The sequence below is a fragment of the Mycolicibacterium cosmeticum genome, assembly GCF_000613185.1.
Classification (GTDB): domain Bacteria; phylum Actinomycetota; class Actinomycetes; order Mycobacteriales; family Mycobacteriaceae; genus Mycobacterium; species Mycobacterium cosmeticum.
Genome location: NZ_CCBB010000001.1, coordinates 269,745 through 285,544, shown reverse-complemented (window position 1 = coordinate 285,544; position 15,800 = coordinate 269,745). Strand labels below are relative to the sequence as shown.

Genomic DNA, 15,800 nt, shown 5'->3' with positions numbered 1-15,800 from the left:
ATCCGCGGTATGCGCATGTCGGCGAAGGCGGAGTACGCCGTCCGCGCCATGGTGCAATTGGCCACCGTCGGCGACGGGGAGTTGGTGAAGACCGACGACCTGGCCAAGGCCCAGGGCATCCCGGCGCAGTTCCTCGTGGATATCCTCTCCGACCTGCGCACCGACCGGTTGGTGCGCAGCCACCGCGGTCGGGAGGGCGGCTACGAACTGGCCCGCCCGGCGTCGGCGATCAGCGTCGCGGACGTGCTGCGCTGCATCGACGGACCGCTGGCCAGCGTGCGCGATATCGGCCTGGGCGACCTGCCGTACTCCGGTCCGACCGCGGCGCTCACCGACGTCTGGCGCGCCCTGCGGGCCAGCATGCGCTCGGTGCTGGAACAGACCAGCCTCGCCGACGTGGCCGCGGGCGAGTTGCCCGCTCACGTGGCAACCCTGGCGCGCGACTACCTCGGCCAGGAGAGCGAACGCGGTCACGCCTGAGCGTCGCCACCCGAGCCGTACGGCCGGGTGAGAATCTCCAGGTAATGCCCGCCGGGATCCTGGAAGTACACGCCACGACCACCGTCATTGTGGTTGATCTCGCCGGAGTGCCGGCCGCGCGGATCGGCCCAGTGCTGCAGCCCGCGCTCACGGATCCGCCCGTAGATGGCGTCGAAGTCGTCCTCGGACACCAGGAACGCGTAATGCTGCGGCGGGAAATCGGCGTTGCGCGCCGTGGCGAAGTCCAGGCTGACGCCATTGCTCACTTCGACGGCCAGGAACGGGCCGAACTCCTTGGCGGGCGGCAGGCCGAAGATCTCGGTGAAGAACCTCGCCGACTCCTCACGGTCGGCGGCCGCCACGATGGTGTGGTTGAACGCGATAGCCATCTCGCCCAGTCAACCACCGCCGGCGGGATATGCCCAGGATGGGATGATCACCGTGTCCGGCGATGTTCTCCACGGTGCAACGGATGAAGGTGGTGTGCGATGGGTGAGTTCACTCTGCGAGATCTGACGGCCCCGATCCTGGTGGCGCCGATGGCAGGCGGTCCGTCCACCCCGGAACTGGCGGCGGCCGGCTCGGAGGCCGGTGGCCTCGGGTTCGTCGCGGCGGGGTACCTGTCGGCCGACGTCTTCGCCCAACGGCTGACCGCCACCCGCAAGCTCACTACCCGACCGATCGGCGCGAATCTCTTTGCACCCCAACCCAGTGCGGTGCAGCCCGGCGATATCGACCGCTACCGCGCGGCACTGTCCGGCGAGGTGCAGCGTTACGGGGTGGACCTCGGCGAGCCGAAGTTCAACGACGACGACTGGGCGGCCAAGCTCGAGGTCGTGCTCGATCTACGGCCCGAGGTGGTGTCCTTCACCTTCGGGGCGCCCAGCGCCGCGGAGACTGCCCGGCTGAAAGCCGCCGGCATCACGACGGTGGCCACCGTGACCACGCTGGCGGAAGCACGTGAAGCCGTCGGCCGCGGTTTCGACGCCCTGGCCGTGCAGGGACCCGCTGCCGGTGGTCATCGCGGCACCTACGACCCCGCCGTCCGGCCGGCCACCCAACCCCTCGATGAGCTGCTGGCCGACGTGCTGGCGGCCACCGAGGTCCCGGTGGTGGCCGCCGGCGGCCTGATGACCGCCGAGGATGTCGGGCGCGTGCGCGACGCCGGCGCGGCCGCCGCGCAGCTGGGTACCGCGTTCCTGCTGGCCGACGAAGCCGGCAGCAGCCCGGTGCACCGCGCCGCCCTGCGCGACCCGGCGTTCACCGAAACCGTTGTGACCAAAGCGTTCTCGGGTCGTTACGCGCGGGGGTTGCGCAACCGCTTCATCGACGAGCACGACGCGCAGGCCCCGCTGGGCTATCCGGAGGTGCACTACCTGACCAGTCCCGTGCGCGCCGCGTCGGTGCGGGCCGGGGATCCGCAGGCCACCAACATCTGGGCCGGCACCGGATTCCGCCAGATCACCTCCGGCCCGGCCGCCGACATCATCGCCGCGCTCACCTGAGCGTGTCGATGGTGACGTTCCCGTCGTCGGAGCGGGCGGTGATCTGCCCGGCGGCGCGGGCGGCGTCGCTGGTCTCGGGTACCCGAACCGTGGCGGCCCCGCCGGACTGGGCGTGCACCAGGTAGGGGCCGGGCGCCGGTAGGGACAGCGAGATATCGCCGTCGCGGGTCACGGCCTGCACCTGCCGCGGTGCCACGTCGGCGAAATTCACCGAGATGTCGCCCTGGGTGGTGGCCGCGTCGAACGACTCGGCCACCGAGATGGGTTCGCGTGCGGTGATTTCGCCGTCCTGGGCGCGGACCTCCACCCGGCGGACCGCGCCGCGCAGCACGACCGCACCGTCCGAGGTGCTCGCGGTCAGCTGATCCAGGTCGGCTTGGGCCAGCAACACACCGGTGTTCTGGCGCACCGTCAGCGCGAGCCGGCGCCCGGTCTCCGGCGGCAGGGTGACGGTGACCTCGCCCGGATCGCCGAAGTCGAAGAGCCCGTCCGCGGCCCCGGCGACGATGACATGAGTGCCGTCGGCGTCGTTGGTCACCCGCAAATGCTGGTCGCTGTTGCGAGTGGAGGCCACCATGCGCAGATCGATACGCGGTTCGGTGGCGTCGCGGTCGGCGGTGATACGCACGGCCACCGGCGAATCGGCGGTGTCCAGGGTGAGCGACCGGATGGCGGTGGGCAGCGTCTGATGGTCGGTGACGACCCGGAATGCGCTGAGCCCCCAGGCCAGCGCTCCGAGGCCGGCGACCGCGCCGACGATGACGACGACGGCGACGGCGACCAGCAGCACGCGGATGACGCCGCGGCCGCCACCGGACAGGTGCGGCGGGTCGGTCGGTGCGGGCGGGGTGAGCGTGCCGGGAGGGGTGATGGTCACGTGGAGAGCCCTTTCAGGATTCGAGGTAGCGCAGGACGGCCAGCACGCGGCGGTTCTCGCTGTCATCGGGGGTGAGCGCCAATTTGGTGAAGATCGACGCGATGTGCTTCTCGGCCGAGCCCACCGAGATGTGCAGCGCCGCGCTGATCGCCGAGTTCGACTTGCCTTCGGCCATGAGCTGCAAGACATCCCGTTCCCGCGGCGTCAGCTCGTCGAGGACCGCCCCGCGCCTGGACCGGACCAGGATCTGCGAGACGACCTCCGGGTCGAGCACGGTGCCGCCGGTGCCCACCACCTCGACCGCGTCGAGGAAGGCCGGTACATCGGCCACCCGGTCCTTGAGCAGGTAGCCGAATCCCTTGGTGTCCGAGGCGATCAGGTCGGCCGCGTAGCGCTCCTCGACATAATGCGAGAGCACCAGCACGGGGGATTCCGGGTTCTGCGAGCGCAGCAGCGCCGCCGCGCGAATCCCCTCGTCGGTGAACGTCGGCGGCATCCGGACGTCCACGATGGCCAGATCCGGGTGATGCTCGTTGACCAGGTTCAGCAGCCCGGTGGCGTCGGGAACACCGGCCACCACCTCGTGGCCCGCATCGGCGAGGATGCGCTCGATCCCCGCCCGCAGCAGCGCCGAATCCTCGGCGATCACGATGCGCATGGCAGCACCGCCGTCACGATGGTGGGGCCGGTGACGGGGCTGGACACCGTGAACGTGCCGCCGGCCGCGCGCACCCGCTCGGTCAGCCCGCGCAATCCGGTGGCGTCCTCGTCGGTGCCGATCTCGGCTCCGCCGCGCCCGTCGTCGTACACCGACACGTGCAGCACCCGGCCCACCTCGTCATAACGCACCGTCACCACGGCCTGCCCGGCCTGGGCGTGTTTGGCCACATTCGTCAGCGCCTCGGCCACCACGAAGTAGGCGACCGATTCGACTTCGTCCGGTAGCCGCGTGGGCAGGTGCACGTCCAGGGTGGTCGGCACGCCGGAGATCTGGGTGCGCTGCACCACCGCCGACAGCGCCGCGTCCAGGCCGCGGTCGGTGAGGATGGTCGGCGCGATCCCGCGCACCACGTTGCGCAGCTCGGCCAGGGCGCTCATCGCGTCGGCGTGCGCCTCGCCGATGAGCTGCTTGGCCGCGGCCGGGTCGGTGTCGAGTTTGGTCTGCGCCAGCCCGATGGTCATGGCCAGCGATACCAGCCGGGGCTGCACGCTGTCGTGCAGATCGCGTTCGATGCGGTGACGTTCGGTCTGGGCCGAGGACACCGCGCCTTGGCGCGCCTGGGCCAGGGCGCTGACCTGGTACTGCAGCGCCGCGGTGGGGGAGGCGGCCAGCAGCCAGCGATCGATCTTCGCATCGACGGCCGGGCCGAACACCAGCAACGCGACCGCGGCGGCCAGCGCGATGACGGCCAGCAGCCAGGCCAGCGGCGGGGAGATGAAGGTCAGTCCGGAGTCCGGGTCACTACGCCGGATGGCCGAGGCGAAGGCGGGCGCCAGGATGGCGAACGCCAGCAGGCCCAGCGCGATCCCGCACACCATGAGGTCATACAGCATCCGCAGGTAATGCTGGCCGGTGGCCTTCCAGAACCGGCTGCTGCTGATGTCCAGCCACAGTTGGTGCGCCCAGCGCTGGAAACCCGTGTACGGGGACAGGTGGCGCGGCGGTACCGGGATCTGCTGGCCGAACACCGCCTCGCTGCGCAGCCGCTCGATCCATTCCACCCCGCGCATCAGGTAGGCGAACACCACCGCGGACACCACGAAGCCGATCACCGAGGGGATGGACGAGATGCCGATCACCAAGATGGACAACGGAATCCAGAACCACACCGTGCCGAACGCCGCACCGGCGACCATCGAGGCGGTGGGCACCACCCCGATCGTCCGGTGGTGGGGAACCACCGTCGGGGCGGTGTCGGTGGACTCGACGGTGTCTGCGGGGGTACTGGACGTGATTGCGACCATGAGAACAACCTATGGATCCGCAGCTCCCCGCGACACCGCGTTTTCCGCCGAACCGTGCGGGGGATAACCCCCGCTCACTTGGGCGCGGTGAGCTCCAGTGCGATGTTGTCCGGGTCGCGGAACTCCAGCACGTACAGCGGGCCGACGTCCTTGACGGGCTCGTGGACGACGCCGAGGGCGTCCAGATGCTCGACCGCCGCTTCCAGCTCGGCCTTGTCCGTCAGCCGGAAGGCCAGATGGTCAAGGCCGGTGCGGTCCTCGTCGAACCGGTCCGCGCCGACCGGGCGCAACCCGATCAGCGCGCCGCCCAGGTCGTAGATCACCCCTCCGTAGAGGAATGCCAACGCTTCCCTGGTCGCGGCGTCGGCACCGGGGGGCAACTCGACCAGCACGGGCCAGCCGAACACGCCCTCGTAGAACTGCCGGGAACGTTCGATATCGGTGACGGTGAGCCGCACGTGCGAGATCGATGTGGTCGAGATCGTCATGACGCCATCTTGGCAGCGGGGGTGCATGCCAGAATCCGGGAGGTGCAGGTGGGAATGACGATGCCGGTGATGGAACCGGATCTGGACGCGGCGGTGCTCAAGCGGTGGGCGACGATCATCGACGACGGACCGTTCTCGTCGCTGTGCTGGGGTGAACGTATCGCGTTCGACAATCCCGACGCTCTGACCCTGCTGGGAGCGCTGTCGGCGTGGACCGACCGGGTGCGGCTGGTGACCACCGTGCTGGTGCCGCAGCTGCACGACCCGGTGCTGCTGGCCAAGGGGCTCGCCACCGGTGATGTGCTCAGTGGTGGCCGGCTGACGGTGGGGCTCGGCGTCGGCGGACGCCGGGAGGATTACCTCGCGGCCGGTGCCGACCCGGCCACCCAGACCATGCGGCAGATGGCCGACCGGGTCGCGGTGATGCGGCGGGTGTGGAACGCGGAAAAGGTGACCGACTCGGTGCTGCCGGTCGGTCCGGCGCCGGTGCAACCCGGCGGTCCGGAACTGTGGGTCGGCACCCTCGGGCCGAAAACCGTGCGCAGCGCCGCCACTTGGGCGGCCGGATTGGCCGGCACCACACTGGATCTGGACGTGGCCAAACAGAACGAGCTGTTCGAGGTGGCCAGGACCGCCTGGGCACAGGCGGGCCGGCCCGCACCGCATCTGGCCACGTCGTTCTGGTTCGCGCTCGGGGATCAGGACACCGCGCGCCACCAGATTCACCGTCATCTGCGTCGCTACATGAATTGGATCCCCGCCGAGTACGTCGATGCCATGGCGCCGCACACCGGCTGGGCCGGCACCGAGGACGACCTGGCCGGCGTGCTGGACCGCTTCGCCGAGATCGGCACCGACGAGGTGCATCTCATCCCGACGTCCTCGGATATCGGGCAGGTGCGGGCGGTCGCCGAGGTCGTTCAGACCAGGGCCGGTGCCAGTCCGAAGGTCACCGAATAGTTGGCGTTGCTGGCCGGCGTGGTGACGGTGTGGGTCTGCGCCCCGCCGTCACCCCAGCCGATGAAGATCAGTTCACCGGCCGCGGTGTGCTGCGTCGACGGCGCGCCCAGCACGCGCTGCACCCCGACGACGCCCTGCTCGCTGAACGACCCGGTGTGCGGAACCCCGTCCACGGTGAAGGTGGCGTTCGGGTTACTCGCGGTGACGGTGAAGTCCACCAGATTCGGGAACACGTCCTTGTAGGTCGTCGTCTTGAGTCCGCTGCTGTCGGTGACGGTCAGCTCGATCCGGTACCACGTGCTGGCCAGCTGATCGGCGGTGGTCGGGATGGTGACGCTGCCGTCGGTGCCGACGATGCTGTCGACGAACGGGTGGGTGTGGGTGTTGTGGTGGAACACCACCTTCCATTCGAAGGCACTGGGTGGCAGCGGACCGTCTTCGGCGTCACCGGCCGAAGCGCTGAAGGTGATGGTGTCACCCGCGTTGTAGTTGTTCACGATGTTGCCGAGCTCGATGGTCGGCGGGACGCTGCCCACCACGATGCGCTGGGTGGCCGTGTTGGTCTTGCCGCCCTCATCGGTGACCGTCAGCGTCACGGTGTAGGCGGTGTAGTTCGCGCCGGTGTTGGTGAAGGTGACGGTCGGCGTCGCCGAGGTCGAGGTCTGGCCGTTGCCGAAGTTCCACTGGTAGGTCAGGTTCGGGCCGTCGGGGTCGGAGGAACCGGTGCCGTCGAAATCGACTGTCAGTGAATCGTTTCCGGAGTAGGTCGCCGAGGCGTCGATCTCGGCGACGGGAGCCTTGTTGCCGCCCGAAGCGGTGATGATGCTCAGCGTGCCGGGATAGATGCTGAGCTGGTAGATGTTGCCGTCGATGCCCTGTTTGAGCTGTACGGTCGCCCCGGCGGAGGTGTCCAGGGTCTTCTCGTCGATGACGCTCTCGAACTGGTCGTCCAGGGTGAGCATCTTGATCCAGCCCACCGAGTAGTCGGCGACGAACACCTTGTTGCGGTATGCCTCGGGCAGGGTGGTGCCGTCGTAGTACAGCACTGAGGTGATCGAACCGACGTTGGCCGGCGGAAGAGTGTGGTGGTACGCCCACAGCGGGGGCAGGGTGTCACCGCAACCGTTGCTGTTGCACGGCCCTTCCTGCTGCGGCCAGCCGTAGTCGCCGCCCGCCACGACGACGTTGAGCTCCTCCCAGGAGGCCTCGCCGACGTCACCGGAGAGCAGGGTGCCGTCCGGGGCGAAGCCGAACCGGAACGGATTGCGGAACCCGATGGCGTAGATCTGCTTCACCACGTCCGGGTCGGGGTCGTTGTAGAACGGGTTGTCCTCGGGTGCCGACCCGTCCCGATTCATCCGCAGGATCTTGCCGTGGATCGTGGTCAGGTCGTGGGAGTTCTCGTTGACGACGTTGTTGCCGACCGCCCAGTACAGATAGGTGCCCGTCGGGTCGAACTCGAGTTCGCCACCGTGGTGGAAGTCGTTGCCCAGCTGGTCGGAGCGCAGCAGCTCCTCCTCGCCGAGCACCGTCGTCAGGTTGGCGTCGACGGTGAGCTTGGAGAGCTGGTCGTAGTTCTGCGCGTTGGTGTAGGCCACGTAGATCTTGTGGTAACCGGCCGAGGTCGGGTCGTTGAAGAACGGGTCGACTTCGACGCCGACCAGACCACGTTCGCCATTGGCGTTGGTGGTGGGCAGCGATGTCAGCGTCGAGAGGGTGCCCTCTTCGGTGTCGTAGATCTTGATGGCACCGGACTTCTCGATGATGACGATCGCGTGGATGTGTTCCTGGCCGTCGTCGCCGACGTGCGTGATGAAGTCGAAATCGGTCGGTTCGTTCAGCCCGCCCACCAGCGTCAGCCGATCCAGATCATCGGGCAGCGACACGGTGCCGTTGCACTCCTGGAGGAATCGGGTCAGGCGGGACGAGATCGTATAGCCCAGTGGCGAATTGACAATTCCGCTGATGGTTTCTTGGATCTGTGTGGTGATCCGCGTGGTCACGTCGTGCACGAATTCGCCCAGCGGGGATCGATTGAAGGCGGTGACCGCGCCTTCGATCTGACGGCGCACCCACGCCACCATGGTCCACAGGATCGGCGTCTGAGCCGGGTCGCCGGTACCCCCGCCGGCTCCGGATGCCATCAGGTTCGAGATGGTCTGCGACAGTCCGTTGACCAGCTTGAGTGTCTGGTTGATCAGGGTGCACGCACAGGCTGTCACGAACGACCTGACTTGCTGGAACACCTCATTGGGCGTGGGCAACTGCTTGATGAACGATGCGATCGGATTGGCGGTGGCGACCGCGGCTGCGGTGGGGCCGGTCGCCTGGTTGGGTGCCGTGTTGACCGTTGCCGCGGCGCTGAGCAGTTGTGCTCCTGGGGATCCGGTGAGCGCCGGGGTGCTCGAGTTTGCGCTGGGCTGGGCCGTCTTGTGCGTCGCCGGTTGCGGGTCGGCGTTGCCACCGCTCGAGTTGGTCGTGGTCGGTGGGGTGTGGTCGGGAGCCGTGGTGGGGGCACCGCCGGCCGTCCCGGACGGGTCGTCGACGCCGGGGTCAGTGCCGTCCTCGGGGGTACCGGTGCCGGTCTGTTCGGTGGGGTCGATCGTCTCGGTCTCGCCCGTGTCCTCGCCCTCGTCCTCGGTTTCGCTTTCGGTTTCGCTGTGAGAGGGGTCCGACTCGGCGGCGTTCGAGGTGCTGCCACCGGAGGAGCGGATGATCACGCCCCCGCCCAGATCCGTCTCGGTCTGCGACCCGCTGTGCGTGGTGGTGCTCGTCGTCCCGGTGCTGCCTGTCGTGCCGGTGGTGGTGCCCGTATCGGATCCGGTGCTGGTGCCGGTAGGCGGCGTGGCGTCGGTTGCGGGCGAGTCGGCGGTTGGCGAGGTGTCGGCGTCGGCCCCCGACGACGACGAAGACGACGAAGACGACGAAGACGACGACTGCGACGACGTGTCGTCGGCCCGGGCGATACCGGGCGTGGTGGCGACGGCGCCGGTGACTCCCAGCGCAACGGCGAGTGCGCCCACGCGTCCGACGTATCGGGCGTATCCGGTGGGGCTGGTCGTGGTGGTCGACGGTGCCTGCCGATGACTGATGATCACAACGTCCCCCAAGGATTTCAGAAGCTCGCACACAGCTTTGCGGGCAACTATCGCACCGGGATTGGATGATCGCGCGGGGAATGTGTAAACAGCGGAAAACGCGCGCCGCGTGAGTGGCCGCAACCCACTCGCATCGTTATGTGCTGAACCGCAGGATCACTTCGTCGAAGACGCAGGTGGGCGTGCGTCCGGCGGTCGGACGAGGCATTGCTGGTGAACGATTTCGCTGTGCTGACGCGACTTTTCGCGAAGCGGCCGGAATGTTTCGGGTTGCAAGGATTTCAGCGCTGCGGCGGGGCATCCCGGCGGTTGTTGTGGTTCAACGGCTTTCGGGTACGGCGGCAGGCGGGCGAGCCGCCGTCACCTCGCGCAGCAGCCAGGCCAACGGCACCGTGAGCGCCAGCGTCACCACGGCGAGCACGATCGTCGATCCGGTGAACAGCGGCCAGCCGAGAACGAGGTGCATGGTGATTGCCATCATCGCCACATGGAGCAGAAAGATCTCGTAGGAGATGCCACCGAGCCACACCATGGGCCGGCTGCCGAGGAACCGCGTCCACGCGCCTGAGTCGCCCAGTGCGAGCGGGGCCAAAACGGCCATGGCGATGCCCGCGTACAGCACCGCCCGCATGCACGGGTTGTCGCCGACCGCGGTGGCCACCGTCAGGTAGCCGAGCGTCGCGACCGGGAGTGCCACCCCGGCCCGGACCCGGAACCCGGTCTGCTGCAGCACGGCCAGCGCCATTCCGCCGGCAAACGCGGCCAGATGGGCGGGGAGCCACATCCCGGCCGAATTCGGCAACCAATCGGTGTGCACTACCACCGCCAGCCACACCGGCGCGACAGCGGCGAGGGCGGCCAGGCCGGTCAACAGCGCGGCGGGTCGCCGGCCCCGGCCCAGCAACAGGTACGCCAGCAGCGGCAGGGCGGCGTAGAACGATGCCTCCACCGCCAGGCTCCACATCTGCGACAACCCCGGGTGCAGATAGGTCACCAGGTAGTTGTCGGTGTAGATCTGCGTCAGGGTGAGATGCCGCAGCAAGCCCTGCCAGGTCTGGCCGGGGTTCGGTCCCGGGGTGAAGTAGAGGTAGACGACGTAGGTGAACAACACCGCCGCGACATACCCCGGCATGATCCGGCGGATCCTGGCCTGCGCATAACGGGGCAGCCGCGGCGCCGCGGTACCCCGGCGCGCCGCGTCCACCCAGGGTCGGAACAGCAGGAAACCCGACAGCGCGAAGAAGATCGGCACGCCGATGTCCAGATGGCCCAGCAGGGAGCCGAGGTAACCGAGGCTCAGCGCCCCGGAGGCGAAGGAGGCATGTGTGCCGACCACCATGAGCGCGGCCAGGGCGCGCAGCCCGGTGAGGGAGGCCTGACGCGATGCCGAGTCGCGGGCCGGCGCGTTGGCGGGTCCGCGCAGCTGTGTCGACGGGCCCGCAGTCATTTCTTCGAGTGTAGCTAACTTTTTCGGCGGGTACTCCGGACGTTATGCCGCTGCCTTACGCCGATCCACACAAGAAGCACGGCCCGCTGTTCGCCCTCGCCGAGGCGTTCGGGCGCTCGGCACCCGGTCAAGCCTTCGCCCGGCACGTCGCACGCCACATCGACCCCTGGTTCTTCCGGCTCACCGGCCGCAGCTACACATCGCTGGCGGGCGCGGTGGAGCAGGCGCCCCTGAGATCGATCGGCGCCAAGTCGGGGCGGCCGCGGGTGCACCAGCTGGCCTACTTCCACGACGACGGCCACCCGATCCTGGTCGCCTCGAATTTCGGCGGCCGGCGCAACCCGCAGTGGTACCACAATCTCAAGGCCCACCCCGAGTGTGAGTTCGGCGACGAGAAATTCATTGCCCGCGAGATCACCGACCCCGACGAGTATGAGCGGGTGTACGCCCTGGCCGAGAAGGCGTACGCCGGCTATGCGGACTACCGGGCCAAGACCATGCGGTCGGGCCGTCACATCCCGGTGTTCCGGCTGACGCCGCGCCCGGGATAGCCCGTGGATTCCAGGTGCGCAGCAAATAATTTCCGAACTCCCTCGCGGCGGTGGCGCGCGCCGCATACACTCCCGTCAATTACTGCCGTTCCGCACAGTTAAACCGAAGCTCGCGCTCAGCAGTAGATCACTGATGGGTGAGGGGGACGCCATGCCACTGCGGTCCGCAAAGTACGTCGGCCGGGTCGGTGCGCTGGCCGTGGCGCTCGGCATCGGTTCGGCGGTCGCCGCACCGGCCGGCCTGGTCTGGGCGACGCCGGAGGACACCGGCACCGCCACGTCGACGGGCACGTCCACCGGCACCTCGACCGGCGCCGAAACGCATACCGGGACCGCGCCGGACACCACCGGTGGCATGAAACCCGACATCGACACGCCCCCGACCACCGGCCCCGACACCGCCGCACCGGAGCCCACAAAAACAACCTCAGGCGAAACCCCTTCGGGGTCCGACCAATCCGAGGCACCCAAGCCCAAGAAGAAGAAACCGACGGCCAAGCCCAAGGCCCGCGTCACCGAGGCCGCTCAGACTCAGACCACCGACCCCGCGCCGCACGCGCGCACCCAGTCCACGACCGCCGCTGCCGCCGTCGATGCCGATCCGGCTCCCAAGGCCACCGCATCGGTCGCGGTGACGCAATGGTCCACCACGACGGTTCCGCTGGCGGTCACTCCGCCATCGCCGAAACCGGCCGTCACCAATCCGGTCCAGACGATCGGCAAGCTGCTCACCGCTGCCATCCGCCCGGTGCTGTCGTCGTTCCTGTCCATGCTGTCCGGAGGGTCGGCGCAGTCACCGCTGTCCTGGGTGATGTTGGCCGCGGCCCGCCGCCAGATCGGGCAGACCAGTCAAGTCGGCGCCCAAGCCCTGGCCGCGCCCGTGGTCAATGAGCAACCGGTCGCGACCGTCAGCTGGGGCCGACCCGATGCCACCACGGGTGTGGTGGTGGGCAAGCTGACCGCCACCGACCCCGAAGGCAAGAAGGTGGCGGTCGGACTGGCGAGCCCGCCGGCCGACGGCGCCCTGGTGTACAACGCCAAGACCGCGACGCTCACCTACACGCCCACCACGGCGCAGCGGTTCAGCGCATCGCTGACGCCCACCGACGACACCATCAGGATGACGCTCACCGTGACCGACGGGGTCAACACCGTCCCGGTGCCGGTGGACATCCCGGTCAGCCCGTCCCCGTTCTTCAGCGCGGCCGCCCTCGGCGGTATCACCGATCCCAGTGCGGTGGTCACCTCGGGTAGCCGGGCCTACGTCACCGACCGCACCACCGGTACGGTCACCGTCTTCGACACCACCAAGAACGCCGTCGTCGCCGTCTACCAGGCCGGTACCGCGCCCGACGGCATCGCGATCAAACGCGACGGATCCCGGCTGTACGTCTCGAGCTCGACCGGCAACACCGTGACGGTGCTCGACGCCAAGACCGGTGTGTTGAAAGCCACGGTGGCCGTGGCCAATCCGACCGCGATCACGGTGAACCCCAGCGGCAGCACGGTCTACGTCGGCAACGGTACCGCCGCAACGGTCACCAAGATCAGCACCTCGACCAACAAGGTGGCCGGCACGGTGAAGCTCGCCGACGGCATGGTGCCCACCCAGTTCGCGGTGCGCCCCGACGGGAAGCTGATCTTCGTGGTCAGCGCGACATCCGCTGGCGGTGGGAACATCTCGTACTTCTCTTCCGGTGCGTCCGCCGCCTCCAGCATCGTCGACATCGCAGGCAAACCCGTCGGACTCGCGGTCGACCCGACCTTCCAGAAGCTCTACGTCGCCGACAACGCCGGTGGAGTCACCCTCCTCGACCTCACGCAGGGCATCGCCGGAACGCTGAATTTCGGGCAGCCGCTGTCCGGTATCGCCCTGACCAAGGACAACAGCGCAATCATGCTCACCTCCAGCACCGGGCTGGTGGTGGCGTTGCGCACCACCGACGGCTCGGTGTTGGGCGTCACGAGCGTCGGCGCCGACGCGACCGCACCGCAATCCGGTGTCGCGCTCAGCGCCGACGGCACCCAGATGTGGGTGACCGACCCGACCAACGGGGTCGTCCGCGTGGTGTCGCTGGTACCGCCGAACACCGCCCCGTTCTCCAGCGATCCGGTTGCGGTGGTGAGCAATCCGGCCACAGGTGCGCTCAGCGGCAAGGTCGGCGTGGTGGACTTCGACGGCGACCCGCTGACCTATGTCGTGAACACCAAGCCGACCAAGGGCACGTTGGTGCTCAAGCCCGACGGGACCTACACCTACACCCCGACCGCCGCCGCCCGGCATGCCGCGGCCGTGCCCGGCGCCACGGTCACCGACTCGTTCACCGTCACGGTGTCCGACGGCCGGTACGGCACGGTGACCACCACGATCCCGCTGACGATCGACCCGCTCAACGCGGTCCCGACCGTGAAGACGAGCATCGGGAATCCGAGCACCACCACCGGTGTCGTCAAGGGCAGCGTCACCGCCTCCGACGCCAACAACGACAAGCGCACCTACACGGTGAGCAGCGGGCCCACCAAGGGAACGGTCACGATGACCTCGGCCGGCGCGTTCACCTACACACCGACGGCCGACGCGCGGGCGGCCGCGCTCACCCCAGGCGCCAGCCACGACGCCAGGATGGACACGTTCACCGTCACCGTCGACGACGGTCACGGCGGCGTTGTGCCCGTCACGGTGAACGTGCGGATCGGGGCCGCCAACATCAAACCCACTGGAGCCAAAGCGACTGTGACGAGTACCGACCCCCGGTCGGGGGTGGTCGCCGGTTCCGTCACCGCGACGGACGCCGACGGGGACACGCTGACCTACACGGCGGGCAAGACGACCAAGGGCTCGATCGTCATCAACCCCGACGGCTCGTTCACCTACACCCCGACCGCGGCGGCCCGGCTGGCGGCGTCCAAGCCCGCCGCCACCTCGGCCACCAAGACCGAAACCGTGACCATCACGGTGAGCGACGGATTCGGCGGCAGCACAACCACTCCGGTCAAGGTGACCATCGCCCCGAACCCGACCACCAACGCCGCACCGGTCGACGGCCACGGCACCACCACGGACACGTCGACCGCTATCGGCACGGTCACCGGCATCGTCAGTGCCGACGACCCCGACGACGACACCCTGACCTACAGCCTGGCCACCGGGCCGGCCTACGGACAGGTCAAGGTGACCTCCACCGGACGGTTCACCTACACCCCCGACGTGGACGCGCGTTACCGCGCACTGGTGACCGAGAACGAGGACACCGACAGCTTCACCGTCAACATCAGTGACGCCTTCGGCGGAACCACCACGGCCACCGTGGAAGTCACCATCGTGCCGCCGTCGGCCGCGGCGATCGACCAACACGCCACCACGGTGGCCGTCACCACCCAGCAGATGTACTTCTACTCCCAGACCGACACCGACAAGGCCATGGAGCTGTTGAAGAGCGCCGGTGTCGGCACCATCCGGATCATGCTGCCCTGGGGCGGTGTCGAACCGGCGGACAACCAATTCGACTGGGACGCCGTGGACCGGATGATCACCAGCGCCAACGCCCATGACATCAAGGTGCTCGCGGCGATCAACTCCACCCCGCAATGGGCGGCGGTACCCGGGCAGCCCGACTATGCCGGCGAGCCGGCGGACCTGGTGGCCTTCGGCGACTTCGTCACCGCGGTCGCGCAGCATTACGAGGGCCAGATCACCGACTACGAGGTGTGGAACGAGCCCAACTACAACGGGTTCTGGGCACCCACCCCGAACGCGGCGCGCTACACCGCGCTGCTCAAGGTGGCCTACACCGCCATCAAGAAGGCCGACCCGAACGCCGTCGTGGTCGCCGGCTCGGTGGCCGCGGTGATGGAAACCCCTGGCGGGCCGGCGATCAACCCGGTGACGTTCCTGTCCCAGATGTACGCCGCGGGCGCGGCCGGGTACTTCGACGCGCTGGCGTATCACCCCTATCTGTACTCGGTGCTGTTCTCGGCCGGCGACGGCCACGCGGGTGTGCCGTTCACCCAGGCTCAGCAGTTGCACGCGGTGATGGCCGCCAACGGTGACGGCAACAAGAAGATCTGGGCCACCGAGTACGGCGAGCCGACGTCGGATGTGTCCGAGGAGGTGCAGGCCGCCTACATCGGCGACTTCCTGCGCACCTGGCGCACCCTGGACTTCGCCGGCCCGGCGTTCATCCACACCTTCGCCGACTACGAGTCCGGCGATCCGGTGCAGGACACGTTCGGGTTGTTGCGTGAGGATTGGACGCCCAAGCCGGCCTGGGACGTGGTGGCCGCCGTGATTGCGGAGAACGCGGTTGGCGCGGATCCGCTGTTGTAGCCCTCATTCGTCAGAATGCGCTGGTCTGGTCCTGGGGCAACTGGGCACGCCACAAGATTTGGCGGGAGCGCTGATCCGAGCGCCACGTCCATCGATGAAACC

13 protein-coding genes are annotated in these 15,800 nt (G+C 68.5%); 6 read left to right on the top strand and 7 right to left on the bottom strand.

The features are described 5' to 3' along the window. Positions 1-9 precede the first annotated feature (9 nt). Positions 10-480 carry an Rrf2 family transcriptional regulator gene (locus tag BN977_RS01440; RefSeq protein ID WP_024450689.1) on the top strand — a complete coding sequence of 157 codons (471 nt, stop codon included), beginning with the start codon at positions 10-12 and terminating at the stop codon, positions 478-480. On the opposite strand, the gene BN977_RS01435 is transcribed toward BN977_RS01440, so the two are convergent. Next, a complete protein-coding gene (locus tag BN977_RS01435) occupies positions 471-869 on the bottom strand; it encodes a VOC family protein (RefSeq protein WP_036395892.1) in 399 nt (132 codons plus the stop codon). The genes BN977_RS01440 and BN977_RS01435 overlap by 10 nt on opposite strands. Positions 870-968: 99 nt before the next feature. On the opposite strand from BN977_RS01435, the gene BN977_RS01430 reads away from it, so the two are divergent. Continuing rightward, the gene (locus BN977_RS01430) at positions 969-1,985 is read left to right on the top strand and encodes a nitronate monooxygenase (protein WP_036395890.1); all 1,017 of its coding nucleotides are present in this window, start codon (positions 969-971) and stop codon (positions 1,983-1,985) included. On the opposite strand, the gene BN977_RS01425 is transcribed toward BN977_RS01430, so the two are convergent. The 4 genes from BN977_RS01425 to BN977_RS01410 all read right to left on the bottom strand — a co-directional run bounded on the left by BN977_RS01425 (position 1,978) and on the right by BN977_RS01410 (position 5,315). Further along, on the bottom strand, positions 1,978-2,862 hold the full coding sequence (locus BN977_RS01425) for a DUF4097 family beta strand repeat-containing protein (protein ID WP_036395888.1): 885 nt from the start codon (positions 2,860-2,862) through the stop codon (positions 1,978-1,980). The two genes, BN977_RS01430 and BN977_RS01425, sit on opposite strands and share 8 nt — an antisense overlap. Positions 2,863-2,875: 13 nt before the next feature. Beyond that, positions 2,876-3,520 (bottom strand): response regulator transcription factor, encoded by a 645-nt coding sequence (locus tag BN977_RS01420; RefSeq protein WP_036395886.1) that lies wholly within the window; start codon positions 3,518-3,520, stop codon positions 2,876-2,878. Next, positions 3,508-4,827, bottom strand: coding sequence for a sensor histidine kinase (locus BN977_RS01415; RefSeq protein ID WP_036395884.1), 1,320 nt, complete (start codon positions 4,825-4,827; stop codon positions 3,508-3,510). Before BN977_RS01415 ends, BN977_RS01420 begins: the two co-directional genes overlap by 13 nt. 74 nt (positions 4,828-4,901) lie before the next feature. Then, positions 4,902-5,315 (bottom strand): VOC family protein, encoded by a 414-nt coding sequence (locus tag BN977_RS01410; RefSeq protein WP_024450695.1) that lies wholly within the window; start codon positions 5,313-5,315, stop codon positions 4,902-4,904. 54 nt (positions 5,316-5,369) lie between these two features. Here BN977_RS01410 and BN977_RS01405 point away from each other — a divergent pair, with 54 nt between their 5' ends. Beyond that, on the top strand, positions 5,370-6,275 hold the full coding sequence (locus tag BN977_RS01405; protein WP_036398213.1) for an LLM class flavin-dependent oxidoreductase: 906 nt from the start codon (positions 5,370-5,372) through the stop codon (positions 6,273-6,275). Here BN977_RS01405 and BN977_RS01400 read toward each other — a convergent pair. Beyond that, entirely contained in the window at positions 6,236-8,995 is a 2,760-nt protein-coding gene (locus tag BN977_RS01400) for a PQQ-dependent sugar dehydrogenase (protein WP_051560951.1), read from the bottom strand. The genes BN977_RS01405 and BN977_RS01400 overlap by 40 nt on opposite strands. Between BN977_RS01400 and BN977_RS01395 the strand changes: the two genes are divergently transcribed. Further along, positions 8,988-9,362 carry a hypothetical protein gene (locus BN977_RS01395; RefSeq protein ID WP_131590001.1) on the top strand — a complete coding sequence of 125 codons (375 nt, stop codon included), beginning with the start codon at positions 8,988-8,990 and terminating at the stop codon, positions 9,360-9,362. The two genes, BN977_RS01400 and BN977_RS01395, sit on opposite strands and share 8 nt — an antisense overlap. Before the next feature lie 330 nt (positions 9,363-9,692). Here BN977_RS01395 and BN977_RS01390 read toward each other — a convergent pair whose 3' ends face one another. After that, positions 9,693-10,820, bottom strand: coding sequence for an acyltransferase family protein (locus BN977_RS01390; protein ID WP_084172368.1), 1,128 nt, complete (start codon positions 10,818-10,820; stop codon positions 9,693-9,695). Positions 10,821-10,864: 44 nt separating this feature from the next. Between BN977_RS01390 and BN977_RS01385 the strand changes: the two genes are divergently transcribed. Both BN977_RS01385 and BN977_RS31265 read left to right on the top strand, forming a co-directional pair. Next, complete coding sequence (locus BN977_RS01385) at positions 10,865-11,371, top strand: nitroreductase/quinone reductase family protein (RefSeq protein ID WP_036395877.1); 507 nt, start codon at positions 10,865-10,867, stop codon at positions 11,369-11,371. Between the two features lie 151 nt (positions 11,372-11,522). After that, entirely contained in the window at positions 11,523-15,698 is a 4,176-nt protein-coding gene (locus BN977_RS31265) for a cadherin-like domain-containing protein (protein WP_131589999.1), read from the top strand. Positions 15,699-15,800 lie beyond the last annotated feature (102 nt).

Bases quoted from the DNA above. Each gene is read 5' to 3' on its own strand.
- BN977_RS01430 (WP_036395890.1), top strand. From the start codon at position 969: ATGGGTGAGTTCACTCTGCGAGATCTGACGGCCCCGATCCTGGTGGCG.
- BN977_RS01385 (WP_036395877.1), top strand. From the start codon at position 10,865: ATGCCGCTGCCTTACGCCGATCCACACAAGAAGCACGGCCCGCTGTTC.
- BN977_RS01390 (WP_084172368.1), bottom strand. From the start codon at position 10,820: ATGACTGCGGGCCCGTCGACACAGCTGCGCGGACCCGCCAACGCGCCG.
- BN977_RS01405 (WP_036398213.1), top strand. From the start codon at position 5,370: ATGACGATGCCGGTGATGGAACCGGATCTGGACGCGGCGGTGCTCAAG.
- BN977_RS01415 (WP_036395884.1), bottom strand. From the start codon at position 4,827: ATGGTCGCAATCACGTCCAGTACCCCCGCAGACACCGTCGAGTCCACC.
- BN977_RS01440 (WP_024450689.1), top strand. From the start codon at position 10: ATGCGCATGTCGGCGAAGGCGGAGTACGCCGTCCGCGCCATGGTGCAA.
- BN977_RS31265 (WP_131589999.1), top strand. From the start codon at position 11,523: ATGCCACTGCGGTCCGCAAAGTACGTCGGCCGGGTCGGTGCGCTGGCC.
- BN977_RS01410 (WP_024450695.1), bottom strand. From the start codon at position 5,315: ATGACGATCTCGACCACATCGATCTCGCACGTGCGGCTCACCGTCACC.
- BN977_RS01435 (WP_036395892.1), bottom strand. From the start codon at position 869: ATGGCTATCGCGTTCAACCACACCATCGTGGCGGCCGCCGACCGTGAG.
- BN977_RS01420 (WP_036395886.1), bottom strand. From the start codon at position 3,520: ATGCGCATCGTGATCGCCGAGGATTCGGCGCTGCTGCGGGCGGGGATC.
- BN977_RS01395 (WP_131590001.1), top strand. From the start codon at position 8,988: ATGATCACGCCCCCGCCCAGATCCGTCTCGGTCTGCGACCCGCTGTGC.